The following is a 21,716-nucleotide window of genomic DNA, read 5'->3' as shown; positions in this document are numbered from 1 at the left end:
CCCATGCCGCATACGCCAGACACGCCACCGCATGCTTTGAAGGCCGACAGCTTCGGTCGCATCCTCCGTGTGGAAGGGCCGGCCGGCCCCTTCGTACGCCGTGACCTGGGCGCCACACCACTGTGGTTGCGGCTGCCGGCCTGGTGGCTGGCCCGCCGCGAAGCGCGCGCGCTGCGCCATATCCACGGCATGGCCGATGTGCCGCAGCTGCTGGCGTGGAATGGGCATCATCTCGACCGCAGTTTCATGGCCGGCGACGCCATGTACCAGCGCCCACCGCGTGGCGACCTGGCCTGGTTCCGCGCCGCGCGTCGCCTGCTGCAGCAGCTGCATCGGCGCGGCGTGGCCCACAACGATCTGGCCAAGGAAGCCAACTGGCTGGTGACCGAGGACGGCCGCCCGGCATTGATCGACTTCCAGCTGGCGGTGATCGGCAACCCGCGCTCGCGCTGGATGCGCCTGCTGGCCCGCGAGGACCTGCGCCACCTGCTCAAGCACAAGCGCATGTATTGCCGCGAGTCGCTCACCCCGGTGGAGAAGCGGGTGCTCAAGCGCACCTCGTGGGTGCGCGAACTGTGGTTCGCCACCGGCAAGCCGGTCTACCGCTTCGTCACCCGCCGCATCCTGCATTGGGAAGACAACGAGGGGCAGGGGCCCAAGCCGTGAGTCCACTGCAGGTAGTGACCGGCCCGCCGAGCGTGGGCAGTGTCCTGCGCCCACAGCTGGCCGGCGCCGACTTCGTGCATGCCTGCCAGGCAACGACCCATCGTGATGGGCGTTCGGCCTTGCAGGCCTATCGCGATATGGCCGCGACCATTCCCGGCTGGTTCGATGGGCTGATGGCGCTGCGCAATCGCGGCATGCGCCTGCTCGGCATGAAGCACCTGGGCTCGTTGTGCGCGGTGCAGGACATCGCGCAGCCGCATCCGGGGCAACGGCTGGGCATCTTCACCCTGCAGTCGTTGGATGACGATGCCATCGTGCTGGAAGACGACGACCGCCACCTGCGTGTGCAGCTGGCCCTGCAGTGGCAGGGCGACGTGCTGGAAGTGGCGACCGTGGTGCATACGCACAACGCGTTCGGGCGCGTGTACATGCTGCCGGTTGCACCGGTGCATCGGCTGATCGTGCCGCATCTGCTGAGGAAGCAGGTGCAGGGGTACCGGTGATTCGACACTGCGCTCGCCGGGCCATGCCCGGCGACACGCGGCGTTTCCAGGTTACGGCGTCGCCGGCACCACCTGCTGGCCGATGAAGTTGCGCTTGGCATCGAAGTCGTAGGCGATCTGCAGCTGGCCCACATCCGGGCAGGCGTGGCAGTCGCGCAGCGGCGTGCGGTACAGCAGGCGGATGCCGCCGTTCTCCAGCGGCGTGGCCCCGGCCGACTGCGCCGGTGCGAACGGCGTGGCCTGCGGGTGGTCCTTCAGCAGGGCCTGCACGGTGGGGTCGGCACGCAGGGTGTCGTCCAGCTGCACGGCATCCACATCGATGCGCTTGCCGCTGGCGTCGACCAGACGGGTGCCCTCGTTGGTGTTGGCGCGGAACGGATACTCGACCGTGGCAATGCCCAGGCCTTCGTTCTCGTGCCAGGCCGTCACGTAGGCCAGCTCGCCGCCGGTGGACAGCTGTTCGGCGGCGGTGATCGCATCGGCGCTGGCGCCGCCGGCGCGCATCGCATCGCGCAGGCAATCACGCGTAGCCGCATTCTCGCCCTGGCGGCAGGCGTTGAGGTCGCCATCCCACACCACTGCCTCGCTCCAGCGCAGCTTGCCGTCGGCGGCGGCCTTCTCTGCGCTGGGGGTATCACCGGCAGGCGGCTCCTTGCCGGGTTCCGGCGAACGGCCCTGGCAGGCAGTCAGCAGGGCAAGGCCCAGGGCAGGCAGCAACAGGCGGGAACGGCGCATGGCGTGAACCTCGTGCGTTGACTGGAGGCCCAAGTATCGTCAAGGCCGGGTGAACTCCACGTCGGCGCGGCATACTAGCGGCTCATTGCATACGCTGGAGTGTGGAACGTGGGCAGTCTGCAGGGCAAAACGCTTTTCATCACTGGTGCCTCGCGTGGCATCGGCCTGGCCATCGCACTGCGCGCTGCGCGTGACGGCGCCAACGTGGCGATTGTGGCCAAGTCGGCGGTGCCGAACCCAAAGCTGCCGGGCACCATCCATACCGCAGCCGAAGCCGTTACCGCGGCCGGCGGCCAGGGGCTGGCGCTGAAGTGCGATATCCGCGAGGAAGAGCAGGTGCAGGCGGCGGTTGCCGCCACGGTCGACGCCTTTGGTGGCATCGACATCCTGGTCAACAATGCCAGCGCGATCTGGCTGCGTGGCACGCTGGATACGCCGATGAAACGCTTCGACCTGATGCAGCAGGTCAATTCGCGCGGCAGTTTCCTGTGCGCGCAGGCCTGCCTGCCGTACCTGCTGCAGGCGCCGAATCCGCACATCCTGACCCTGGCGCCGCCGCCCAGCCTGGAACCGAAGTGGTGGGGCGCGCATACCGGCTACACGCTGGCGAAGATGGGCATGAGCTTCGTCACGCTCGGCCTGGCCGCGGAATTCGGCCCGCAGGGTGTGGCGGTGAACGCGCTGTGGCCGCGCACGGTGATCGCCACCGATGCGATCAACATGATTCCGGGCGTCGATGCGGCCGGCTGCCGCACGCCGCAGATCATGGCCGATGCAGCGCACGCGGTGCTGGTGCGCGAGGCGGCGGGTTTCCACGGCCAGTTCCTGATCGACGATGAAGTGCTGGCACAGGCCGGCGTCAGCGATCTGTCCGGCTATGCCGTGGACCCGTCGCGGTCGTTGTTGCCGGATCTGTTCCTGGACTGAGTGCTACGTTGCGCAAGGGCCGAGGGCTGCGGCCCTCGGCCTGCTGCGCTAGAATGCAGGGCTGTAATCGTTTTCAACAGGGATGTGGACACATGACACGTACGCTTTCCATCGCGGCGCTGGCCGCTTCGCTGTCGCTTGTCCTGGCCGCCTGCGGTGGCAAGGCCCCTGCAACCGCTGGCGACGCCGGCGCCGCAGGCACGCCGGAGGTCAACACGGTGCCGTCGGACGCACAGCAGCAGTTGACTGCGAAGCTCAACGCCTACATCGGCTGCTTCAACGCGCTTGATTCGAAGACGCACGACAGCCTCCAGTCCTACACGCGCTGGATCAAGGACGTCGAGGCCGGCCCGAGCGGGCGCGAGACACAGGTGTACGGTCCGTTCGAGATCAGCGATTACGACATGAAGCAGTGCGATGGCCCGGTGACCGAGGCGATGGCTGCCAAGCCGGCGCTGGCCGAACTCGATGCTGCTGCCAGCCATTATCAGCAGGCGCTGAAGGCGCTGGTGCCGGTCAGCAAGGAGGCGCACGACTACTATGATCGCCAGGACTACGAAGACGACCAGTTTGCCAAGGGCAAGCAGCTGCACGCGCCCTTGATGGCCGCATTCAAGGACTTCGTGGTTGCCAGCGAAACGTTCAACGCCGAGCTGGAGCGCCAGAATGACGCTGCCCAGCGCGAGCAGCTCAAGGTATTGGAACAGGCCGAGGGGCGAACGCGCGAGTACTACCGTCTGGCGATGATGCTGGAAGCCAAGGCGATCGTGGAGCTGATGAGCGAGGACGACTTTGATCCGGCCCAAGCCCGTGAACGACTCGACGCCTTCAACCGTATTTCCGACGAGGCGCATGCCAAGGTGGCCGATCAGGAGCCGGGCAAGCTGGACTGGAACAGCTTCGAGCGCGAAGCCGAGAACTTCCGTCGGGAAGGCAAGGAGCGGCTGCAGCGGGTCAGCAGCAAGACGCCCTACAGCGATTTCGAACGGCGCATGCTGGATTCGCCCTCGATGGCGCCGCGCGGCTCGGCCAGCAAGCTGATGCAGGAATACAACTCGCTGGTTTTCCAGAGCAACCGCCAGTAAGCGGGAAGCTCAGCGCGTCATTTTTGTCGCGATTGAGCAGGTTGATTGCGGCATGACACACCCCGCAGCCCCGAATGCCAGCACCTTGCCGAGGTGCTGGAGCGCGCGCTCGCGCCATGCAGGACGATGGCTGCAGTTTTCACTTGTGCAAGGAACTGACTTGAACGCATCCACACGCCTGATTCCTGTTCTCCTGCTCGGCGCGCTGGCCGGCTGCAACAAACCGGCGGGGCTGGCGGTCGCCGACCCCGGGCTGGAGAAGGTGAACGCCTACATCGAGTGCTACAACGGCGTCGAACAGCCCATCCACGATGGCTTCCAGACCTACACGGGCTGGATGAAGGATCCCGAGGCCGGCCCGACCGGCAAGGAAGCGCAGCCGCGTTCACCCGGCAAGCTGTTGTCGCACCGGGTCGACTACTGCGGCCAGCCGGTGACCGATGCGCTGGCAAAGACCCCTGCCACGCCGCTGGATGCACCCGCACGACAGTACCAGCGGGCATTCCAGGCACTGAACACCCTGATCGAGCGTGCCGATGGGTACTTCACCCGCGAGGACTATCGTCGCGACGGTGGCGATGGGATGCGCAGCCAGCATGCCCCGCTGATGCAGGCCTATGCTGATTTCTTCAAGGCCAGCGAAGCGATGGATGCGGCGCTGGAAAAGAACGAGAACGATCGCCGCGCCGCCCAGCTGAAGCAGATCGAGGAAAGCGAAGGCCGCTCGCTGGCCTATTACCACCTGCGCCTTGTCGGCGATGGCAAGCAGCTGGCGATGGCGTTCCAGAGCGACGCGCCGGACGTTGCGGCGTTGCGCGGCCAGCTGGCCGACTATCAGGCGCTGGTGACGGAAATCCAGAACAGTGGTGTCGGCAAGGACGACCCGATGTGGGGCCATGTGCAGCGTTCGGCCGACAAGCTGGTGCGTACCGCCGGGCGCGGAGTCGAGCGCCTGGAACAGGGCAAGCCGATCACCGCCGATGCGCTGGCCGCCGAGCGCAAGGCGTCGGGCAGCTGGCTCACCACTGACCCTGAAGGCGCACAGTCGACGATTCTGGATGCCTACAACGACCTGGTGACCACCAGCAACCGCATGCGCTGAGGGCGATCCACGCAGCGCGTGGATCTGCCCACGGTAGCGCCGGGCCATGCCCGGCGCGCACCCTGTTGGTCCGGTAGTGCCGGCCGCTGGCCGGCATCTGCCTCAATGGCTGAATGCATCCGGCAGTTCACCGCCACATTTGCGGCAGTGCCGTGCATCCGGCTCGTGGCCTTCCAGCCCGCAGTGCGGGCAGCCGCGGGCATCCCGGCGCGCCGCCAGCTCGGCTTCGCGCATGGTGCTGGCCAGTTCGGCGGTGTAGATGCCGGTGGGCACGGCGATGATGCTGTAGCCGATCAGGATCAGCACCGAGGTGACGAAGCGGCCCAGCACGGTCTGCGGCACGATGTCGCCGAAGCCGACCGTGGCCATGGTCACCACCGCCCAGTACATGCTGGCCGGGATGTTGGTGAAGCCGTGTTCGGGGCCCTCGATCACGTACATCAGCGCCCCGGCGATGATGGTGATGGTGATCACCGTGAACAGGAACACCAGCACCTTGCGCCGGCTGCGCCACAGCGACGTCATCAGGACGCCGCTTTCCTCGATGTAGCGGGTCAGCTTGAGGATGCGGAACACCCGCAGGATGCGCAGCGCACGCACCACCAGCAGGCTCTGCGCGCCCGGGATGAACATCGACAGGTAGGCGGGCAGGATCGACAGCAGGTCGATGATGCCCCAGATGCTCACCGCGTAACGCAGCGGGCGCTTGACCACCGCCAGGCGCAGCAGGTACTCGGCGGTGAAGATGATCGTGAAGCCCCATTCCAGGATGTACAGGCCGGTGGACCATTCGGCATGCAGGTGCTGCACGCTGTCGATCATCACCACCAGGATGCTGGCAACGATCGCCACCACCAGGATCAGGTCGAAATTGCGCGAGGGCCGCGAGTCATGGCGGTAGATGATGTCGAACCACCGACGGCGCCAGCCGGTCTCGGTGGCGGGGTTGAGCTGGGGGGCGGAAAACGGTCGCATGGGCGCATTGTGCCGCAGGGGTTCCGGCGCGAGAATGGGCATTCCTGAACCCTGCCGACTGCCATGACTGCCGCGACCGATCCGCTGATCTCCCTTTCGCACTACTACCTGCCGGTCTACAAGCCCCGCCAGGTGGTGCTGGAGCGAGGGCAGGGCGCCCGCGTGTGGGACAGCCAGGGCCGTGAGTTCATCGACCTGGCCGCCGGCATCGCCGTGTGCGGCCTGGGCCACAACGATCCGGACCTGGTGGCCGCGCTGGTCGAGCAGGCCGGCAAGCTCTGGCACACCAGCAACGTGTTCTACAGCGCGCCGCCGCTGCACCTGGCCGAGGAGCTGGTGAAGGCCAGCCGCTTCGCCGAGCGCGTGTTCCTGTGCAATTCCGGCGCCGAAGCCAACGAAGTGGCGATCAAGATGGTCCGCAAGTGGACCTCCAGCCAGGGCCGCCCGGCCGACAAGCGGGTGATCATCACTTTCCGTGGCAGCTTCCACGGCCGCACGATGGGCGCGGTGACCGCTACGGCCCAGCCGAAGTACCAGGAAGGCTACGAGCCGCTGCCTGGCGGCTTCCGCTACATCGATTTCAACGATGAGGTACAGCTGGAAACCGCGATGGCCGCCGGCGACGTGGCGGCGGTGATGCTGGAGCCCATCCAGGGCGAGGGTGGCGTGATGCCGGCCAAGTCCGGTTTCCTCAAGCGCGTGCGCGAACTGTGCGACCAGCACAACGCACTGCTGGTGCTGGACGAGATCCAGGCCGGCATGGGCCGCACCGGCACGCTGTTCGCGCACTGGCAGGATGATGTGGTGCCGGACATGGTCACCCTGGCCAAGGCGCTCGGCGGCGGCTTCCCGATCGGCGCGATGCTGGCCGGCCCGAAGGTGGCCGAGACCATGCAGTTCGGCGCGCACGGCACCACCTTCGGCGGCAACCCGCTGGCCGCTGCGGTGGCCCGCGTGGCACTGCGCAAGCTGGCCTCGGCGGAGATCGCCGCGAACGTCAGCCGCCAGTCCAAGGCGCTGCGCGATGGCTTCGCCCGCATCAACGACGAGTTCGGTGTGTTCAGCGACGTGCGCGGCCGCGGCCTGATGCTGGGCGCGGTGCTGGGCAAGGACTTCGCCGGCCAGGCCGGGGCGATCCTCGACCATGCCGCCGAGCACGGCCTGCTGACCCTGCAGGCCGGCCCGGACGTGCTGCGCTTCGTGCCGTCGCTGAACATCACCGACGAAGAAGTGGCCGAAGGCCTCAAGCGCCTGCGCGCGGCAATTGCCGCGTTCATCGCTGCGCGCTGAAGCCAGGGTGCCGGGGTCGGATCCCTCTCCCGCGGAGAGGGCTCTGACCCCAATCAGCTCACCGCGTAACGCTTCAACACCTTGCCCAATCCACGGCCATCGCGCACGGTTTCCGCGTGCAGGCCGGCGGCGCGTGCGCCGCGCACATTGGCGAACAGGTCATCGACGAACAGCGTGCGCGAAGGCGCCACGCCCAGTACGTCGAGTGTGCGCAGGAATACTGCGGGCTCAGGTTTGCGCAGGCCGAAATCGGCGCTGCAGAACACGCGTCCCTGCAGTGCAGGGAACAGTTCGGGCAGCAGGGTGGGCAGCGCCTGCACCATCAGCGCGCCATTGTTGGTCAGTACCGCCAGTGGCAGCTGCAGGACCTGCAGCCGCTGCAGCACCGCGTGCTGCGGATGGCTGGCCGCCTGGCGTGCGGCGATCCAGCTGGGTACATCGACGGTCCTGCCCAGGCACGCCCCCAGCCGCGCCAGATAGGCCGGACCCTGCAGCGTGCCGTTGTCATGCGCCGCTTCCAGTCCGCTGTCGAACAGCGCCGCCTGCACTGCGGCAGGGGTAACATCCAGTGCCTGCGCCAGGTGCAGCACGCGCTGCGCGCGCTGGTACTGCACCAGCACGCCGTCCACATCCAGCAGCAACAGGTCGATCCGCATCGGTCGAGCATGCCATTGCAGTGAGTGCGCGGGAAACCCTGGAGTGGGCATGCGACAGACGGTCGCAGACGCGGCCGCAGGGGCCTGCCTAGAATGGTGCTTGAACCGCAGGAGAGGCAACGATGAAGGCTTGGTGGGTGGCAGTGGGACTGGGCGCGCTGATGCTGGCGCCGTCGGCGATGGCGCGGGTGTGTGCGGTGAGCATCGACAGCACCGACCAGATGAGCTTCAGCAGTCGCGAGATCAAGGTCGCCGCTGATTGCACCGCCGTGGATCTGACCCTGCGCCATACCGGCAAGCTGGCCGCTACCGCGATGGGCCATAACTGGGTGCTGACCCGCACGGCCGATTACCAGCCGGTGGCACTGGCGGGCATGCGCATGACCCTGGCCGACAGCTACCTGCCGAAGGCCGACAAGCGCGTGCTGGCGCACACCAAAGTGATTGGTGGTGGCGAGACCACGCGCGTGCGCTTTTCCACCCAGGGCCTGCAGAAGGGCGGCGACTACACCTTCTTCTGCTCGTTCCCCGGCCACTTCGCGATGATGAAGGGCAAGTTCGTCTTCGGTTAGAAAAAAAAGGGGACGGAGGGGATTAAGTCGTTTGTGCACAAACGACTTAATCCCCTCCGTCCCCTTTTTGCGATCAGCCCTTGGTGGCCTTGAACGCCACGCGTGCAGCGGCGAGGGTGGCCTCGATCACCGCATCGTCGTGCGCGCTGGACAGGAAACCGGCCTCATACGCCGACGGTGCCAGGAACACGCCCTGGTCCAGCATCGCGTGGAAGAAGCGGTTGAACGCCGGAATATCACAGGCCGTGGCCTGCGCATAGGTCTCCACCTTTTCGTCGGTGAAGAACAGACCGAACATCGCGCCCACGCGGGTGGTGGTCACCGCCACGCCGGCTTCGGCGGCGGCCGCTTCCAGGCCGGCGCACAGGCGTGCGGTGCGTTCGGCGAGGTCGTCGTGGAAACCCGGCTGCTGGATCAGCTCCAGCATCGCCAGCCCAGCGGCCATCGCCACCGGGTTGCCGCTCAGCGTGCCAGCCTGGTAGATCGGGCCGGCCGGGGCGATCTGCTGCATCAGCTCGCGGCGACCGCCGTACGCACCCACCGGCATGCCGCCGCCGATGATCTTGCCGAACGTGGTCAGGTCCGGGGTGATGCCGTAGTGCGCCTGCGCACCGCCGAGGGCGACGCGGAAGCCGGTCATCACTTCGTCGAAGATCAGCAGCGCGCCGTGTTTCGTACACAGTTCGCGCAGGTGCTGCAGGTAGCCCTCGCGCGGCGGGATGCAGTTGGCGTTGCCGACCACCGGTTCGATGATCAGGCCGGCGATGTCATCGCCCTGCTGCTCGAACAGCGCAGTGGCCGCTTCGAAGTCGTTGTAGGGCAGGGTCAGGGTCAGTTCGCTCAGCCCGGCCGGGACGCCCGGCGAGGTCGGCACGCCCAGGGTCAGCATGCCGCTGCCGGCCTTGACCAGGAACGAGTCGCCGTGGCCGTGATAGCAGCCTTCGAACTTGACGATGCGGTTGCGGCCGGTGGCGCCACGCGCCAGGCGGATCGCCGACAGGGTGGCCTCGGTGCCGGAGTTGACCATGCGCACCATCTCGCACGAGGGCACCAGGCGGGTGATGGTCTCGGCCATGGTCACTTCGGCCGCGCATGGCGCGCCGAACGACAGGCCGTTGTCGATCGCCTTCTTCACCGCCTGGCGTACCGCCGGGTGGTTGTGGCCGACGATCATCGGGCCCCAGGAGCCGACGTAGTCGATGTAGCGGTTGCCGTCGACGTCGTACAGGTAGGCGCCGTCGGCGCGCTCGACGAAGAACGGTTCGCCGCCGACCGACTTGAACGCGCGCACCGGCGAATTGACGCCGCCCGGCAACAGCTGCTGGGCGCGGGAGAACAGGGCGTGGGACTGGTCGTGGTTCATGGGGGAATATCCTGGGCGTTACGCGAACTGGGCGAGGAAGGCGCGCTGGGTCGCGACCGGATCTTCGGCGGCGAACACGCTGCTGACCACGGCGACCAGATCGGCACCGGCGTCGATGATGGGACCGACATTGTCCGGCGTCAGCCCGCCGATCGCCACCCGTGGCACGCCCAGTGCGGCGCTTTGCCGCAGCAGGTCGGCATGGGCGCGGCTGGTGGTGATCTTGGTGGTGGTCGGGAAAAACGCGCCGAAGGCCACGTAGCTGGCGCCGGCGGCCACGGACCTCTCGGCATTGGCCAGCTGGTCATAGCAGGAGGCGCCGATGATGGCCTCGGGGCCGAGCAGGGCGCGCGCGCTGGGGATGTCGCCGTCGGTGCCGCCCAGGTGCACGCCCGCCGCGCCCACGGCCTTGGCCAGCGCCGGGTCATCGTTGACGATCAGCGGCACGCCGTGGTCCGCACACAGTGCCTGCAGCGCGGTGGCCTGCTCCCGCCGCAGCGCGTCGCTTGCGGTCTTGTTGCGGTACTGCAGCCAGGTGGCGCCGGCGGCCAGCAAGGGTGCGGTACGGGCCAGCAGGCGTGCGGTATCGGGCTCGTCCGGGGTGATCAGGTAGACGCCGCGGGGCGCCGGGGAAGCAGAAGTCATCGATGGCTACCGGTGAGTGGACCGCGATGGGACAATGGCGGCCCGTGAATCCAGTCCTGATTATCCGATGAGCGACGCCACCCCCACCACCTTGCGCACCTGGATGTGCGTGGTCTGCGGCTTCCTGTACAGCGAAGCGGAAGGCTTGCCGGAGGAAGGCATCGCGCCAGGGACGCGCTGGGAGGACATTCCCGAGACCTGGACCTGCCCGGATTGCGGGGTGACCAAGGCCGATTTCGAGATGGTCGAGGTCGATTGACTGGAGGGCCATCCGGCCCATCCGGTGGGTGTGGACCGTTGGTCCACACACCGACTCCCTCAATGCAGCCGCGGCATCGGCCCGCCGAGGTCGATCAGCTTCTCGCGCAGCCACTGCGCATCGCTGGCTTCCGGGTTGCGCTTCAGGTACTGGCCCAGATCGTGGCGGGCACCGGCCAGGTACTCCAGCTGCAGATAGGCCAGGCCGCGATCGCGCAGCGCATCGTCCTGCTCCGGGGCCAGCTTCAGCAGGCGGTCGGCACTGCGCGCGGCGCGGTCCCACTCGCCGGCTTCGGCATACACGCCGTGCAGGTTGCGCAGCATGCGCATCAGGATCGCGCGCGCGGGCGCCGGGTCGAGGATCTGCGCCAGCACCTGGTCGTCGGGCATCTGCCCGCCCAGGTGTGACTTGGCCCGCTCGCGCAGTTCGTCCACGTCCAGCGGCCGGCCACCGTTGAACGGGTCCATCACCAGCACGCCGTCGTCCACCGGCAGGCGCACCAGGAAGTGGCCGGGGAAGGACACGCCATCGAGCGGAATACCCAGCCGGCGCGCGACTTCCATCTGCACCAGCGCCAGCGAGATCGGGTTGCCCAGGCGGCGCTCGAACACCTGGTTGAGGTAGCTGTTGCGCGGGTCGTAGTACTCGTCGTGGTCGCCGCTGTAGCCCAGCTCGTCGAACAGGTGGCGGTTGATCGCCGCCATCTTCAGCGGGCTGTTGTCGATGCTCTCCACTTCCGAGCGGAGGTGCTCGACATGGCTCTGGATCAGCGCGTCGTAGGTGGACGGCTGCAGATCGGGGTATTCATCGCGCGCGATCAGCAGCGCGGTCGGCAACAGTGGCAGCGCCTCGTCTTCGAGGTCGGCCAAGGCATCCCAGTCGGGGAGTGTGATCCGGTCCTGCATGGCCACAGACTGGCGTCATTCGCAGGCGGATTCAAGCGGTGTCGCGTGAAAAATTCAGGGGTCAGATGCCTTTCGCGAGCGAATGGGATCTGACCCCTGTGGGGTTGCCGGCCAGCGGCCGGCACTACCGCGGGCAGAACCCTGTTACTCGATGCCCGGGCCGAATTTCAGCTCCGTGCCGTCCTTGAGCTGCAGCTTCTCGGCCTGGCCGGCGTTGAGTTCCAGTACATAACGCGCCGGGCCGCCGCTGGGATAGGGCGGGCACATGTCGCCGGCCGAGCACGGCGGTACGTCGCGCTGCTGGCTGACCAGCCTGCGCTGGCTGTCGAAGTAAAGGATGTCCAGCGCGATCCTGGTGTTCTTCATCCAGTACGCCTGCATTTCCTCGCGGTCGTGGATGAACAGCATGCCGTGGTCGGTCGCCATCTGGTCGCGGAACATCAGCCCGCGCGCGCGGGTTTCATCGTTGGTGGCCAGCTCGACCTGGTAGCGGGCGCCGTCCAGCTCGACCCAATGGCGGGCCGCATCGGTGGCGCAGCCGGCCAGGGCCAGCAGCGGAAGCATCAGCAGCGAACGCAACAGCGACATCGTCAGGCTCCTTCGGAAGGGTCAGAGCACGACCGGCGGCTCGCCGCCGACGATCACCACATCGGCGCGACGGCGCGCGAACAGGCCGACGCAGACCACGCCCGGCAGCTGGTTGAGCTCGCGCTCCAGCTTCTCGGGATCGGTGATCTGCAGGTTGTGGATGTCCAGGATCTGGTTGCCGTTGTCGGTGACCACGCCCTCGCGCCAGGTCGGCTGGCCGCCGGTCATGTCGCGGATCTGGCGGGCGACCAGGCTGCGCGCCATCGGGATCACTTCCACCGGCAGCGGGAACCTGCCCAGCACCGGCACCTGCTTGCTCGGGTCGACGATGCAGATGAAGCGCTCGCTGGCCTCGGCGATGATCTTCTCGCGGGTCAGTGCGGCGCCGCCGCCCTTGATCAGGCACTTGTTCGGGTCGCACTCGTCGGCGCCATCGACGTACAGCGACAGGTTGCCGCTGTGGTTCAGCTCGATCACCTCGATGCCGTGCTGCTTCAGGCGCGCGGTGCTCTGCTCGGAGCTGGACACGGCACCCTTGATGCGGTGCTGGATGCGGGCCAGGGCATCGATGAAATAGGCCACGGTGGAACCGGTGCCGACACCGACGATCATGCCGTCTTCTACGTACTCGATGGCTTTCTCGGCGGCCAGGCGCTTGGCTTCGGACATGGGAGAACTCTCAGGCAGGGAATCAGGATTTCTTTTCCAGCGACAGCAGCAGCTTCCACTGCGCGGCGGTCACCGGGAACACCGACAGGCGATTGCCCTTGGCAACCAGCGGGAAGCCCTCGCCCAGCTCGTCAGCGTGCAACTTGATCTCGTCCAGCGCGATCACCTGCTTGAGCTTGCGGTCGAAGGCCACGTCCACCAGCATCCAGCGCGGGTTTTCGCGTGTGCTCTTGGGGTCGTGGTAGTCGGATTTCGGGTCGAACTGGGTGTCGTCCGGGTAGGCTGGGCTGGCGACGGTGGCCAGGCCGACGATCCCAGGCACCTTGGTGTTGGAGTGGTAGAACAGGATGCCGTCGCCCACCTGCATGCCGTCGCGCATGAAATTGCGCGCCTGGTAGTTGCGCACCCCGTTCCAGGGTTCGACCTTGACCTTGGCCAGGTCATCGATGGAGAAGGCGTCCGGTTCGGACTTCATCAGCCAGTAGCGCTTGCGGGCGGTCATGCGTTCACGGGGGCAGCGGAGGGGAACAGGGTGCCGTCTTCGGTGCAGATCGCATCCACCGGCACGTCCCACGACGCCACCGGCAAGGACTCGACCTGCTGCACCGCGAACGCAGCACCGACCAGCCAGGGCGGCGCCGGCCGGTCGTGGCGGAAGGCGAAGCTGCGATCATACCAGCCGCCCCCCATGCCCAGCCGGCGGCACTGTGCGTCGAAACCCACCAATGGGGTCACGACCAGCGCCATCCGTTCCGGTTCCAGGGTGTCTTCCACGGCCACGTCCGGCTCGGGGATGCCATAGCGGTTGCTGGTCAGCGGCTGCCCGGGCCGCCATGGTGCGAAGCGCAGCATGTCGCCGGCCAGCACCGGCAGGCAGTAGGTGAGTCCTTCGGGCAGTTGCAGCTGCCAGCGGTGCAGGGCGATTTCGCCATCCAGCGCCCAGTAGCCGGCCACCGCGCCTTCGCGCGGGGCAAACGGCAGGGCGAGCAGGGCATCGGCAAGCGATTCGGCGGCGGCGATGCGCTCACCAGCGTTAAGGTCACGGCGGCGTTGCCGCAGGTCGTGGCGCAAGGCCTGGCGCGGGTCGGTCATGGCAGCGAGCGGCAAGGATCAGCCGTCATTGTGCCGGAAAGAACAAGGGCGACGCCCGAAGACGCCGCCCTTGCTGGAATATTGCATTCTCCGCAATGTCGATGCATGCGAAACGACCTTGAACCCGGGGGCTCAAGTGGGAACGCTGGAGAACCATCGGGCTTCCCGCTACAAGGCGGACCTGCACTCCCGGCGCTGTCGCGCTCCCGGTGTCGTTCTTAAGGGACAAGGCGAATGTTTGCACATGCCGTCGAGTACCGCAGAGAACGCGTGGCCATTATAGCCAGCACGCAGGATCTGGATAGGCCGTTCGTCGGCAACAGTCCGTGCCAATTCAGATACGCGAAAAGGGGACGGAGGGAATTAAGACGTTTCCAGCACGGAAGGGGCGAATGCGCCTTAATTCCCTCCGTCCCCTTTTTCTATGGGGTGCCGTCGATCGCGCGGTCCAGGCGCCGGTTCAGGTCGGCCAGGGTCTGCTGCAGCGCCACGGCCTGGCGGGCGTTCTCGTCGCGCAGCAGCTGCAGTTCGTGGGCCAGGTTCAGCGCGGCCAGCACGGCGACGCGGTCGACGGCGGCCATGCGGTTGCTGCCGCGGATCTCGCGCATGCGCGCATCGAGCAGGCGCGCAGCCGCCATCAGGCTGTCGCGTTCGTCGGCGCCGACGCCCACGGTGTATTCACGATCGAGGATGCGGACGCTGACCGGTTCGGCGCTCATGTGTGCTGCTCCAGGGATTTGAGCCGGCTGATCATCGCTTCCACCCGCGAGCGCGCCTGCTCGTTCTTGGCCAGCAGCGTCGAGCGCTCGGCCACCAGCTGTTCCTGCTGGTGGCGCAGGCTGCGGTTCTCCTCGGCCAGGCGCTGGTTGCGTTCAAGCAACGCGTCCACGCGGGCGGCAAAGTCCTGCAGCTGGGCAAGGGGATCGGCGGGTTCCATGCAGGCACGATAGGCAAGCCGGGTGAGGGCGGTCAAGCGCTGTCGCAGCAAGGCCGGACGGCCACGAGAGGATGCCGCAGGGTTGCTACACTACGGGGTCTCACGGGCGCGCGCGTGCGCACCCCGCGTTTCCTATTTCCGAACGAGCCGCACGATGACCGAACTTCCCTCCGTCGACGACGTTACCCGCGCCAGCCAGGCGCTGGGCCTGGGCGCTACCGCTGCCGAGCTGCACGGTGCGCTGTGCGGCTGGCTGGCCGCCGGCGGCGCCCCCGGCAACGATTGGCCGGCGCGCGTGCTGGCCGACGACAACCTGCCGCCGGTGGCCGCTGACAGCGTGCTGGGGCAACTGCTGCAGGCCACCATCAAGCAGCTGGAAGACCGCGACTTCGCCTTCGAACTGCTGCTCGCCGACAGCGACGACGTGTCCGCGCAGGCCGATGCCATGTTCAGCTGGACCCGCTCGTTCCTGGGCGGCTTCGGCCTGGGCAGCGGCGGCCGCCGCCCGGCCCTGTCCGAAGAGGGCGAAGAAGCGCTGACCGACATGGCCAGCCTGGCGCGTGCGTCCAGTGAGGATTTCGAGGCCGGCGGCGATGACGACGACGAAGCCCTGTCGGAGATCGAGGAGTTCATCCGCGTGGCGGTGCTGCTGCTGCACGGCGACGTGGTGCTGGCCGCGCGCCATCGGCAGCGCCTGAACTGATGGATATCAAGCAGCGCACCGGCATCGCTGCCGGCGAATACAAGCGTCGCCGCCGCCAGCTGATGGACATGGCTGGCGAGGACGCGATCCTGGTGCTGCCGGCCGCAGCCGAGAAGGTGCGCAGCCTCGATACCCATTATCCGTTCCGCCAGGATTCGGATTTCCAGTACCTGAGCGGCTTCCCGGAACCGGAGGCGGTGCTGGTGCTGATTCCGGGCCGCCGCCACGGCGAGGCCATCCTGTTCTGCCGCGAGCGCGATGCCGAGCGCGAGGCATGGGACGGCAGCCGCGCCGGCCAGGAAGGCGCGGTAGCGCAGTACGGCATGGACGATGCCTACCCGATCGATGATCTGGACGACATCCTGCCGGGCCTGCTGGAAGGGCGCTCGCGCGTCTACTACCACTTCGGCCGCGACGCCGACTTCGATCTGAAGCTGATCGGCTGGGTCAACCGCGTGCGCTCGCAGGTACGCCATGGCGCGCAGCCGCCGCACGAGTTCCTGGAACTGGGCCACCTGCTGCACGAGCAGCGCCTGTTCAAATCCGGCGCCGAAGTGGCACTGATGCACCACGCCGCACAGATCAGCGTGCGTGCGCATCTGGCGGCGATGAAGGCCGCCAGGGCCGGCATCCACGAGTACGAACTGCAGGCCGAGCTGGAACGCGTGTTCCGCGCCAGCGATGCAGTGCCTGCGTATTGCAGCATCGTCGGTGCCGGCCGCAACGGCTGCATCCTGCACTACCGGGACAACAACGCGCGGTCGCGCGATGGCGAGCTGGTGCTGATCGACGCCGGCGCCGAGTACCGCGGCTACGCCAGCGACATCACCCGCACCTTCCCGGTGAACGGCCGCTTCAGTGCCGAGCAGCGCGCGCTGCACGACCTGGTCGGCGAGGCGCAGGCGGCGGCGCTGGCCCAGGCCAAGCCGGGCGTGCCGTACGAGGCCGGTCACCTGGCCGCAGTGCAGACCTTGACCGAGGGCCTGCTGCGGCTGGGCCTGCTGAAGGGCACGCTGGAAAAGAATCTGTCCGAAGGTCTGTACCAGCGCTTCTACCGGCACAAGACCGGCCACTGGATCGGATTGGACGTGCACGATGTGGGCGATTACCGCCTGGCCGGTGATTCACGCCTTCTGGAGCCGGGCATGGCGTTCACCATCGAGCCGGGGCTGTACATCGGCGTGGACGACACGACAGTGGAACCGCGTTGGCGCGGTATCGGCATCCGCACTGAAGACGATGTGCTGATCACCGATGACGGCCATCGCGTGCTGACCGAAGGCCTGGCGCGCAGCGCCGACGAGATCGAAGCCGTGATGGCGGGGTAGGGGTTTTCGGCAGGGCTTGCAGCCCTGCACCTGCAGAGGCCACAGCAACAGCAACCGCAACAGCGGCATTCCGTGGGATGGCGGGGTACTGTGGGTTTGCGGGGCCGCCGCAAGTACGTCCTTGTAGGCTTGGTCGCCGCATCCATGCGGCTCACACCCCGCAAACCCACAGTGCCCCGCCTTCGACAGGTTCACGCGGCTGTTGGTAACGGCGGTTGTTGGTTCGCGCGGCTGTTGGTAGGTGTCGACCTTGGTCGACACAGAGCGAGCGCAGCAAGCGACCCGCTTTTGCTTTTCTTTTTTCTTTTCCGTGGTTGGACGCGCGCAGGAAACTGTCAAAGGTGGGGCGGGTGGGCCATGCAGGGGCGTTGGCGCCATGGATGGCGCCATCGAGCTTACAGGGACGTACTTGCAGCGTCCCCTGCATGGCCCACCCCGCCCCGCCAAGCGCGGCTATTGCTCCAAGCAGCCAACCACGAGGGGCTCAGCCGTTCGCCGCCGCAAACTCCGGCCGCGTCAGGTTGTCCGCCTCGCCATCAGTGCACAGCACTTCGTCTTCGATGCGGATGCCGCCATACGGACGGAAGAAGTCCACGCGGTCCCAGTTGATCGCATCACCGTGGCCAGCGTCCTTCACTTCATTCAACAGCATGTCGATGAAGTACAGGCCCGGTTCGACGGTCACCACCATGCCCGGCTCCAGCACGCGGGTCAGGCGCAGGTACGGGTGGCCGGCCGGGCGCTCGATGCGGCCGCCTTCGTCGCTGGCCGCGAAACCGGCCACGTCGTGCACCTGCAGGCCGATCAGGTGGCCGATACCATGCGGGAAGAACGCGGCGCTGACGCCGGTCTCCAGCGCGGTCTGCGGCGACACCTTGATCACGCCGAAGTCCTTCAGCACGCCCATCAGCGAAAGGTGCGCATCCACGTGCAGCTGCTTGTAGTCAAAGCCCGGGCGCACCGCTGCGCACATCCGCTGCTGGGCAGCGTCGACGGCGGCGATCATCGCCGCAAACTCGTCGTGGCCCTGCGCGGCGTAGGTACGGGTGATGTCGCTGGCGTAGCCGTGGGCACTGGCGCCGGCATCGATCAGGAAGCTGCGCAGCGGCTGCGGTGCCTTGCGACCCAGCTCGGTGTAATGCAGCACGGCGGCATGTTCATTCAGCGCCACGATGTTGCCGTACGGCAGCTCGTTGGCATCCTGGCCGACCGCCTGGCAGTACGCCATGTGGATGCTGAACTCGTCGGCGCCATTGCGGAATGCGGCCTCGGCAGCGCGGTGGCCGCGCACGCCCAGCACCTGGGCCTGGCGCATCAGGGCGATCTCATACGGTGTCTTGCTGCCGCGGTGCCATTCCAGGTAGTTCACCACCGGGGCCGGGTTGTTCGGCACGTAGCTGCCCAGCGCGCTCTGCGGCTCGCCGAGGATCGCGCAGCGCGATGGATCGGCCGGCAGCAGCGCCAGCGCGTCTTCCGGCTTGCGGATGATGTGGATGTCGAAGTGATCCACCCACCAGCCGCTGGGGGCATCCGGCACCACGTGCCAGTAGTCGAAGGGCTGGTGGAAGATCACCGCCGGGCGCTTGCCGGGGGTGAACACGATCCAGCTGTTGGGCACGCGGGTCAGCGGCAACCAGGCCTTGAACTGCGGATTGACCGCGTACGGGTAGTCGCGATCATCGAACACCTGGTAGTGCAGGGTGCCACTGGGCACCACCAGGTGATCGAAGCCGCCGCGGGCCAGCGCCTGTTCGGCACGTCGGCACAGCACGGCCAGGTGGTCGGAATACAGGGCGCCGGGGTCTTGCTGGATCATTGCGGTGGCTCGACACGGAAAACGGCCCTAGATTCTGCCGCATACCGGGAAAAACCGCTGTGCTGGAACCGGCACTCAGGCCGTCGAAACCGGCCCCTCGTCGCTGTCTTCGCCCACCCACTGGCGCAGCAGCTGCCGATGCTCGCGCGACAGGGTCAGGAAGCGGAAGCCGGTCCAGCTCTGTCCGGGGGCGTGTGCGGGTTCGCTCCACAGCAGGTGCACGCCCACGTCGATGTCCTGGTGGCGGCCGTCGCCCAGCGGCAGGGGGAAGCGCAACTGGTACAGCGCATCCTCGCGCAACGGTGCGCTGGCCAGCATCAGCATGCCGGTTTCGGAGATATTGCCGAGCCGGCCCACCACGCTTTCGCGCATCTGGTCGGTGACCGGTACCAGGTCCGAGACCTGGCGGCGCGGCGCGCGGCGGGTGTCCTGCGGCGGTTGGGTGATCATGCGGAAGTCTCCTGCGTATGGCCGGCCGCCAGTGCACGCAATGCGCCAAGGCTGGCCTCCCAGGCACGGTCAACCAGCCGGGCCTTGTCCTCAGTGACCAGCTGCGCCTGGCCGGCACTGATCTGCCGGGCCAGCGTATCCAGGTCGGTATCGGCGATCTTCTGCCCGCGCGGATTGACCAGCAGGGCGTGGCCGGTCAGCAGGCTGTACCAGGACAGGCGCTGGCGGCGCAGTGTGCCATCGCCGGTATCGATGTCGAACCAGCTGCCGAAGGGCAGGGAGGACAGCTGCTGGTAAGCGGCTTCTTCGGCACTGCTGCGCGGTGTGGCGGGCGTCGTGCCGGCGGCCGTACCGGCGTGCTCGCCCAGGCGCGCGCGTGCCTTCAGGCGGGCACTGAGTTCGGTACGCGAGGTGCTCTCGTCCTCGCCGCCAGGCGTGGCCAGCCTGCGTGCGACGGCGGCGGCTTCCTCGGCGTGGTAGCCGACCTGCAGCAGGGCGGCCTCGACTTCGGCAGCAAGCGTTGCATCGGTGCCGCCGGGCGCATCAACGGGTTGCGCGGTGACGGCGGCGATGCGTTGGGTCTGCTGCAGGCGTTCCTGCCACTGCGGTGAATCGTCGCCGTGGCGCAGGCGGGTCAGGGTGAGGGCATCGGCCCAGGCCTGGCGCAGCAGGGTCTGCACGAAGCGGGGCGGCTCCTGCGCGTCGCAGCACTGGTCGATCTGTGCGCTGGCCTGGCGCCGGGCCAGTTCCAGCCGCTCCTTGCCGCGGGCGGCTTCCACATGGCGGCGCTCGGCCAGCTCGGCGCGATGCGCTGCGGCGCGCTGATGCTGCTGCACGTCCTCGTTCGCGCTGGCGAAGGCCTCCGGCGCCCGCGCATCCTGGCCCAGCAGGCCCTGCACGCTCTGTGCCATGCGCTGCAGCAACTGCGGGTCGACATCATCGTCGCCCAGCCAGTTGGCGCCGACTTCGGCAATCTGGTTGAGCAGTTCGCGCGCGGGGTGCTCGTCGCGCACGAAGAAGCCGGGGTCGGCCATTGCCGCACGTGCCAGCGGTACCTGCAGGCGCGCCAGCAGGGCGGCCGGCACCGGGTCCGGACGCTGCTGCTGCTGCACCTGCTGCATCAGCATGCGCAGCAGGTCGAGGCTGTCACGGTCGTGGCTGCCCAGCTGGGCCTGCGTGCCATGCTCGCTGCGCAGTTGCGCCACCACGGCCGCCTGCAGGTCGGCTACGCCGGTGGCGGCGCTGGACTGCGCCTGCAGGCGTGCGAGGACCGCATCCACGGCCGCGCTCGGCACAGCATCGCGATCCGCAGGTGCTGCGCTGGCATGGCGTGCCTGCTGCAGCAGCGCATGCAGCGCGCTGCCCGTGGAGGTGGTCAGGCCCGGCAAGGCCGCGCCGGCCGTGCTGTCATCCTGGAAAGCGTCCTGCACCAGGCTCGACCAGGAGCCGGCCGGTGCCGATCCGTTCCAGCCGGTCAGTGGCGCGGCGGCACGCTTTGCCGGCTGCGTGGTGCGACCACCGCCCACCGACTGGGTGATGATCCGCCGGGTGCTCGATGAACGCGCCAGATAGGGGGTGTAGACCAGGCCGGGCAGCACGCCGTGCTGGGCCAACAGGGCATTGGCACGGTCGAGGATGTCGCCCAGGCGTTCCAGCACCTGGCGTTCGAAGCTGCGGTACAGCGCCAGCTGAACGTCGACAGCGAGCGAATCCTGTTCGGCAATCCGGCGCAGCATGACGCACAGTGCCTGCGGTGCCAGCGGCAGGGTGTCGGCCTCGAAGGCCGGTGCTGCCGCCAGTACGCCCAGGCGTTGGCCCAGCAGGTTCAGCGTGTTGGTCGAACGCAGCGTCTCCCGCCGCACCATCTCGGTCAGCAGCAGGTCGCGGTCCACTTCATGTTCATCGACCAGCGACAGCCCGAGCATTCCGGGAAGCGGCGGCGGCGTGGAACCGGTGCTGAAGTGGGCCGTGGGTTCGCGCAGCCGTATCAGCGCATCGGCCACGGCATCAAGCATGCGGTCAGCGAAATGACCGGAAAAGGCATGCAACTGGCCGCGCTGGGCCATCAACTCCGCCTGCAGCTGCGGATTGCGCGCGCGATCCGCGTCGTGCAGCAGCGTCTGCTCCAACGCTTCGACGGTCAGGATCAGCGGCGCGGCCAGCGTTTGCCGGCACAGGCCGATCAACGCGCCCAGCAGCTCACGCACCCGCGGTGGCAGGTCGCTGGCGGCCAGGCGGGTTTTGTCGGCAGAGGTAATGGAAAAGACAGCTGACATCGGCGAGCGGTACCCGGATTCCCGCGGATCGATCTTGTGAATCTACCGTGTCGGCCGCAGTCGGCGCTACTTTAGGGTGAACGTGTCTCACGTCCGCTGGGGAGGGACGACGGATGAACGGTGGTGCCGGTCGCTGGCCGGCAGCGCTGTCTCCACCGGAGTACCGGCCAGCGG

General features: G+C 67.5%; 25 protein-coding genes and 1 other RNA gene. 10 read left to right on the top strand and 16 right to left on the bottom strand.

Annotation, left to right across the window (positions count from 1 at the left end):
- Positions 1 to 3 precede the first annotated feature (3 nt).
- Positions 4 to 666: a serine/threonine-protein kinase gene (locus ACMGRF_RS14735; RefSeq protein ID WP_049413709.1), complete on the top strand. Its 663-nt coding sequence runs from the start codon at positions 4 to 6 to the stop codon at positions 664 to 666.
- Positions 663 to 1,169 (top strand): DUF2867 domain-containing protein, encoded by a 507-nt coding sequence (locus tag ACMGRF_RS14730; RefSeq protein ID WP_134709804.1) that lies wholly within the window; start codon positions 663 to 665, stop codon positions 1,167 to 1,169. The genes ACMGRF_RS14735 and ACMGRF_RS14730 overlap by 4 nt, the downstream gene beginning before the upstream one ends.
- Positions 1,170 to 1,220: 51 nt before the next feature.
- Here the strand turns inward: ACMGRF_RS14730 and ACMGRF_RS14725 are convergent, their stop codons facing one another.
- Positions 1,221 to 1,904 (bottom strand): hypothetical protein, encoded by a 684-nt coding sequence (locus ACMGRF_RS14725; protein WP_049413712.1) that lies wholly within the window; start codon positions 1,902 to 1,904, stop codon positions 1,221 to 1,223.
- A 108-nt stretch (positions 1,905 to 2,012) separates the two neighbouring features.
- Here ACMGRF_RS14725 and ACMGRF_RS14720 point away from each other — a divergent pair, with 108 nt between their 5' ends.
- The 3 genes from ACMGRF_RS14720 to ACMGRF_RS14710 all read left to right on the top strand — a co-directional run bounded on the left by ACMGRF_RS14720 (position 2,013) and on the right by ACMGRF_RS14710 (position 5,018).
- The gene (locus ACMGRF_RS14720; RefSeq protein ID WP_049413715.1) at positions 2,013 to 2,831 is read left to right on the top strand and encodes an SDR family oxidoreductase; all 819 of its coding nucleotides are present in this window, start codon (positions 2,013 to 2,015) and stop codon (positions 2,829 to 2,831) included.
- Between the two features lie 92 nt (positions 2,832 to 2,923).
- The gene (locus ACMGRF_RS14715) at positions 2,924 to 3,916 is read left to right on the top strand and encodes a YiiG family protein (protein ID WP_111096659.1); all 993 of its coding nucleotides are present in this window, start codon (positions 2,924 to 2,926) and stop codon (positions 3,914 to 3,916) included.
- Positions 3,917 to 4,076: 160 nt separating this feature from the next.
- Complete coding sequence (locus ACMGRF_RS14710) at positions 4,077 to 5,018, top strand: YiiG family protein (protein ID WP_262257065.1); 942 nt, start codon at positions 4,077 to 4,079, stop codon at positions 5,016 to 5,018.
- Positions 5,019 to 5,120: 102 nt separating this feature from the next.
- Here the strand turns inward: ACMGRF_RS14710 and ACMGRF_RS14705 are convergent, their stop codons facing one another.
- Complete coding sequence (locus tag ACMGRF_RS14705) at positions 5,121 to 5,993, bottom strand: ion transporter (protein ID WP_049413719.1); 873 nt, start codon at positions 5,991 to 5,993, stop codon at positions 5,121 to 5,123.
- Positions 5,994 to 6,056: 63 nt separating this feature from the next.
- Between ACMGRF_RS14705 and ACMGRF_RS14700 the strand changes: the two genes are divergently transcribed.
- Positions 6,057 to 7,283, top strand: coding sequence for an acetylornithine transaminase (locus ACMGRF_RS14700; RefSeq protein WP_414485356.1), 1,227 nt, complete (start codon positions 6,057 to 6,059; stop codon positions 7,281 to 7,283).
- A gap of 53 nt (positions 7,284 to 7,336) precedes the next feature.
- On the opposite strand, the gene ACMGRF_RS14695 is transcribed toward ACMGRF_RS14700, so the two are convergent.
- Positions 7,337 to 7,939, bottom strand: a complete 603-nt coding sequence (locus ACMGRF_RS14695) for an HAD-IA family hydrolase (RefSeq protein ID WP_049413721.1) — start codon at positions 7,937 to 7,939, stop codon at positions 7,337 to 7,339.
- A gap of 122 nt (positions 7,940 to 8,061) precedes the next feature.
- Between ACMGRF_RS14695 and azu the strand changes: the two genes are divergently transcribed.
- A complete protein-coding gene (azu, locus tag ACMGRF_RS14690) occupies positions 8,062 to 8,511 on the top strand; it encodes an azurin (protein WP_049413722.1) in 450 nt (149 codons plus the stop codon).
- 73 nt (positions 8,512 to 8,584) lie between these two features.
- On the opposite strand, the gene hemL is transcribed toward azu, so the two are convergent.
- A complete protein-coding gene (gene hemL / locus ACMGRF_RS14685) occupies positions 8,585 to 9,874 on the bottom strand; it encodes a glutamate-1-semialdehyde 2,1-aminomutase (protein WP_049417097.1) in 1,290 nt (429 codons plus the stop codon).
- Positions 9,875 to 9,892: 18 nt separating this feature from the next.
- Positions 9,893 to 10,519 (bottom strand): thiamine phosphate synthase, encoded by a 627-nt coding sequence (gene thiE, locus ACMGRF_RS14680; RefSeq protein WP_049440074.1) that lies wholly within the window; start codon positions 10,517 to 10,519, stop codon positions 9,893 to 9,895.
- A 34-nt stretch (positions 10,520 to 10,553) separates the two neighbouring features.
- Between thiE and ACMGRF_RS14675 the strand changes: the two genes are divergently transcribed.
- Complete coding sequence (locus tag ACMGRF_RS14675) at positions 10,554 to 10,778, top strand: rubredoxin (protein WP_014038358.1); 225 nt, start codon at positions 10,554 to 10,556, stop codon at positions 10,776 to 10,778.
- 59 nt (positions 10,779 to 10,837) lie between these two features.
- Here the strand turns inward: ACMGRF_RS14675 and ACMGRF_RS14670 are convergent, their stop codons facing one another.
- From ACMGRF_RS14670 to ACMGRF_RS14635, 8 genes are all read right to left on the bottom strand, one after another.
- Positions 10,838 to 11,683 (bottom strand): SirB1 family protein, encoded by an 846-nt coding sequence (locus ACMGRF_RS14670; protein ID WP_005419007.1) that lies wholly within the window; start codon positions 11,681 to 11,683, stop codon positions 10,838 to 10,840.
- Between the two features lie 144 nt (positions 11,684 to 11,827).
- Positions 11,828 to 12,271 (bottom strand): DUF192 domain-containing protein, encoded by a 444-nt coding sequence (locus ACMGRF_RS14665; protein WP_099495440.1) that lies wholly within the window; start codon positions 12,269 to 12,271, stop codon positions 11,828 to 11,830.
- A gap of 21 nt (positions 12,272 to 12,292) precedes the next feature.
- Complete coding sequence (rpiA, locus tag ACMGRF_RS14660; RefSeq protein ID WP_014648291.1) at positions 12,293 to 12,940, bottom strand: ribose-5-phosphate isomerase RpiA; 648 nt, start codon at positions 12,938 to 12,940, stop codon at positions 12,293 to 12,295.
- A gap of 22 nt (positions 12,941 to 12,962) precedes the next feature.
- Positions 12,963 to 13,442: an EVE domain-containing protein gene (locus tag ACMGRF_RS14655; protein ID WP_005419001.1), complete on the bottom strand. Its 480-nt coding sequence runs from the start codon at positions 13,440 to 13,442 to the stop codon at positions 12,963 to 12,965.
- Entirely contained in the window at positions 13,439 to 14,032 is a 594-nt protein-coding gene (locus ACMGRF_RS14650; RefSeq protein WP_049440069.1) for a 5-formyltetrahydrofolate cyclo-ligase, read from the bottom strand. The genes ACMGRF_RS14655 and ACMGRF_RS14650 overlap by 4 nt, the downstream gene beginning before the upstream one ends.
- 83 nt (positions 14,033 to 14,115) lie before the next feature.
- A non-coding RNA gene (ssrS, locus tag ACMGRF_RS14645) (6S RNA) lies at positions 14,116 to 14,301 on the bottom strand.
- Between the two features lie 153 nt (positions 14,302 to 14,454).
- Entirely contained in the window at positions 14,455 to 14,751 is a 297-nt protein-coding gene (locus ACMGRF_RS14640) for a cell division protein ZapA (RefSeq protein WP_049417102.1), read from the bottom strand.
- Positions 14,748 to 14,969, bottom strand: coding sequence for a TIGR02449 family protein (locus tag ACMGRF_RS14635; RefSeq protein ID WP_005418996.1), 222 nt, complete (start codon positions 14,967 to 14,969; stop codon positions 14,748 to 14,750). The genes ACMGRF_RS14640 and ACMGRF_RS14635 overlap by 4 nt, the downstream gene beginning before the upstream one ends.
- Before the next feature lie 154 nt (positions 14,970 to 15,123).
- Here ACMGRF_RS14635 and ACMGRF_RS14630 point away from each other — a divergent pair, with 154 nt between their 5' ends.
- Together ACMGRF_RS14630 and ACMGRF_RS14625 are read left to right on the top strand one after the other, a co-directional pair.
- Positions 15,124 to 15,672: a UPF0149 family protein gene (locus ACMGRF_RS14630; protein WP_049417103.1), complete on the top strand. Its 549-nt coding sequence runs from the start codon at positions 15,124 to 15,126 to the stop codon at positions 15,670 to 15,672.
- Positions 15,673 to 15,677: 5 nt separating this feature from the next.
- Positions 15,678 to 17,000 (top strand): aminopeptidase P N-terminal domain-containing protein, encoded by a 1,323-nt coding sequence (locus ACMGRF_RS14625; RefSeq protein ID WP_099486189.1) that lies wholly within the window; start codon positions 15,678 to 15,680, stop codon positions 16,998 to 17,000.
- A gap of 484 nt (positions 17,001 to 17,484) precedes the next feature.
- On the opposite strand, the gene pepQ is transcribed toward ACMGRF_RS14625, so the two are convergent.
- The 3 genes from pepQ to ACMGRF_RS14610 form a co-directional block, all read right to left on the bottom strand.
- Entirely contained in the window at positions 17,485 to 18,816 is a 1,332-nt protein-coding gene (pepQ, locus tag ACMGRF_RS14620) for a Xaa-Pro dipeptidase (protein WP_180881164.1), read from the bottom strand.
- Positions 18,817 to 18,891: 75 nt separating this feature from the next.
- The gene (locus ACMGRF_RS14615; RefSeq protein WP_005418979.1) at positions 18,892 to 19,266 is read right to left on the bottom strand and encodes a PilZ domain-containing protein; all 375 of its coding nucleotides are present in this window, start codon (positions 19,264 to 19,266) and stop codon (positions 18,892 to 18,894) included.
- Complete coding sequence (locus ACMGRF_RS14610; protein ID WP_414485355.1) at positions 19,263 to 21,542, bottom strand: DUF1631 family protein; 2,280 nt, start codon at positions 21,540 to 21,542, stop codon at positions 19,263 to 19,265. The genes ACMGRF_RS14615 and ACMGRF_RS14610 overlap by 4 nt, the downstream gene beginning before the upstream one ends.
- Positions 21,543 to 21,716 lie beyond the last annotated feature (174 nt).

This window comes from Stenotrophomonas sp. EMP41 (assembly GCF_047495535.1).
Lineage (GTDB): Bacteria > Pseudomonadota > Gammaproteobacteria > Xanthomonadales > Xanthomonadaceae > Stenotrophomonas > Stenotrophomonas sepilia.
The sequence above is the reverse complement of the archived record's forward strand: the minus strand, read 5'-3'. Positions and strand labels throughout refer to the sequence as shown.

What these genes read in the sequence shown, in the direction of transcription:
- ACMGRF_RS14725 (WP_049413712.1), bottom strand. Translation starts at nt 1,904, where the DNA reads ATGCGCCGTTCCCGCCTGTTGCTGCCTGCCCTGGGCCTTGCCCTGCTG.
- azu (WP_049413722.1), top strand. Translation starts at nt 8,062, where the DNA reads ATGAAGGCTTGGTGGGTGGCAGTGGGACTGGGCGCGCTGATGCTGGCG.
- hemL (WP_049417097.1), bottom strand. Translation starts at nt 9,874, where the DNA reads ATGAACCACGACCAGTCCCACGCCCTGTTCTCCCGCGCCCAGCAGCTG.
- ACMGRF_RS14640 (WP_049417102.1), bottom strand. Translation starts at nt 14,751, where the DNA reads ATGAGCGCCGAACCGGTCAGCGTCCGCATCCTCGATCGTGAATACACC.
- ACMGRF_RS14700 (WP_414485356.1), top strand. Translation starts at nt 6,057, where the DNA reads ATGACTGCCGCGACCGATCCGCTGATCTCCCTTTCGCACTACTACCTG.
- ACMGRF_RS14630 (WP_049417103.1), top strand. Translation starts at nt 15,124, where the DNA reads ATGACCGAACTTCCCTCCGTCGACGACGTTACCCGCGCCAGCCAGGCG.
- ACMGRF_RS14650 (WP_049440069.1), bottom strand. Translation starts at nt 14,032, where the DNA reads ATGACCGACCCGCGCCAGGCCTTGCGCCACGACCTGCGGCAACGCCGC.
- ACMGRF_RS14655 (WP_005419001.1), bottom strand. Translation starts at nt 13,442, where the DNA reads ATGACCGCCCGCAAGCGCTACTGGCTGATGAAGTCCGAACCGGACGCC.
- thiE (WP_049440074.1), bottom strand. Translation starts at nt 10,519, where the DNA reads ATGACTTCTGCTTCCCCGGCGCCCCGCGGCGTCTACCTGATCACCCCG.
- ACMGRF_RS14735 (WP_049413709.1), top strand. Translation starts at nt 4, where the DNA reads ATGCCGCATACGCCAGACACGCCACCGCATGCTTTGAAGGCCGACAGC.
- ACMGRF_RS14705 (WP_049413719.1), bottom strand. Translation starts at nt 5,993, where the DNA reads ATGCGACCGTTTTCCGCCCCCCAGCTCAACCCCGCCACCGAGACCGGC.
- ACMGRF_RS14615 (WP_005418979.1), bottom strand. Translation starts at nt 19,266, where the DNA reads ATGATCACCCAACCGCCGCAGGACACCCGCCGCGCGCCGCGCCGCCAG.
- rpiA (WP_014648291.1), bottom strand. Translation starts at nt 12,940, where the DNA reads ATGTCCGAAGCCAAGCGCCTGGCCGCCGAGAAAGCCATCGAGTACGTA.
- pepQ (WP_180881164.1), bottom strand. Translation starts at nt 18,816, where the DNA reads ATGATCCAGCAAGACCCCGGCGCCCTGTATTCCGACCACCTGGCCGTG.
- ACMGRF_RS14635 (WP_005418996.1), bottom strand. Translation starts at nt 14,969, where the DNA reads ATGGAACCCGCCGATCCCCTTGCCCAGCTGCAGGACTTTGCCGCCCGC.
- ACMGRF_RS14695 (WP_049413721.1), bottom strand. Translation starts at nt 7,939, where the DNA reads ATGCGGATCGACCTGTTGCTGCTGGATGTGGACGGCGTGCTGGTGCAG.
- ACMGRF_RS14610 (WP_414485355.1), bottom strand. Translation starts at nt 21,542, where the DNA reads ATGTCAGCTGTCTTTTCCATTACCTCTGCCGACAAAACCCGCCTGGCC.
- ACMGRF_RS14675 (WP_014038358.1), top strand. Translation starts at nt 10,554, where the DNA reads ATGGCGGCCCGTGAATCCAGTCCTGATTATCCGATGAGCGACGCCACC.
- ACMGRF_RS14715 (WP_111096659.1), top strand. Translation starts at nt 2,924, where the DNA reads ATGACACGTACGCTTTCCATCGCGGCGCTGGCCGCTTCGCTGTCGCTT.
- ACMGRF_RS14665 (WP_099495440.1), bottom strand. Translation starts at nt 12,271, where the DNA reads ATGTCGCTGTTGCGTTCGCTGCTGATGCTTCCGCTGCTGGCCCTGGCC.
- ACMGRF_RS14670 (WP_005419007.1), bottom strand. Translation starts at nt 11,683, where the DNA reads ATGCAGGACCGGATCACACTCCCCGACTGGGATGCCTTGGCCGACCTC.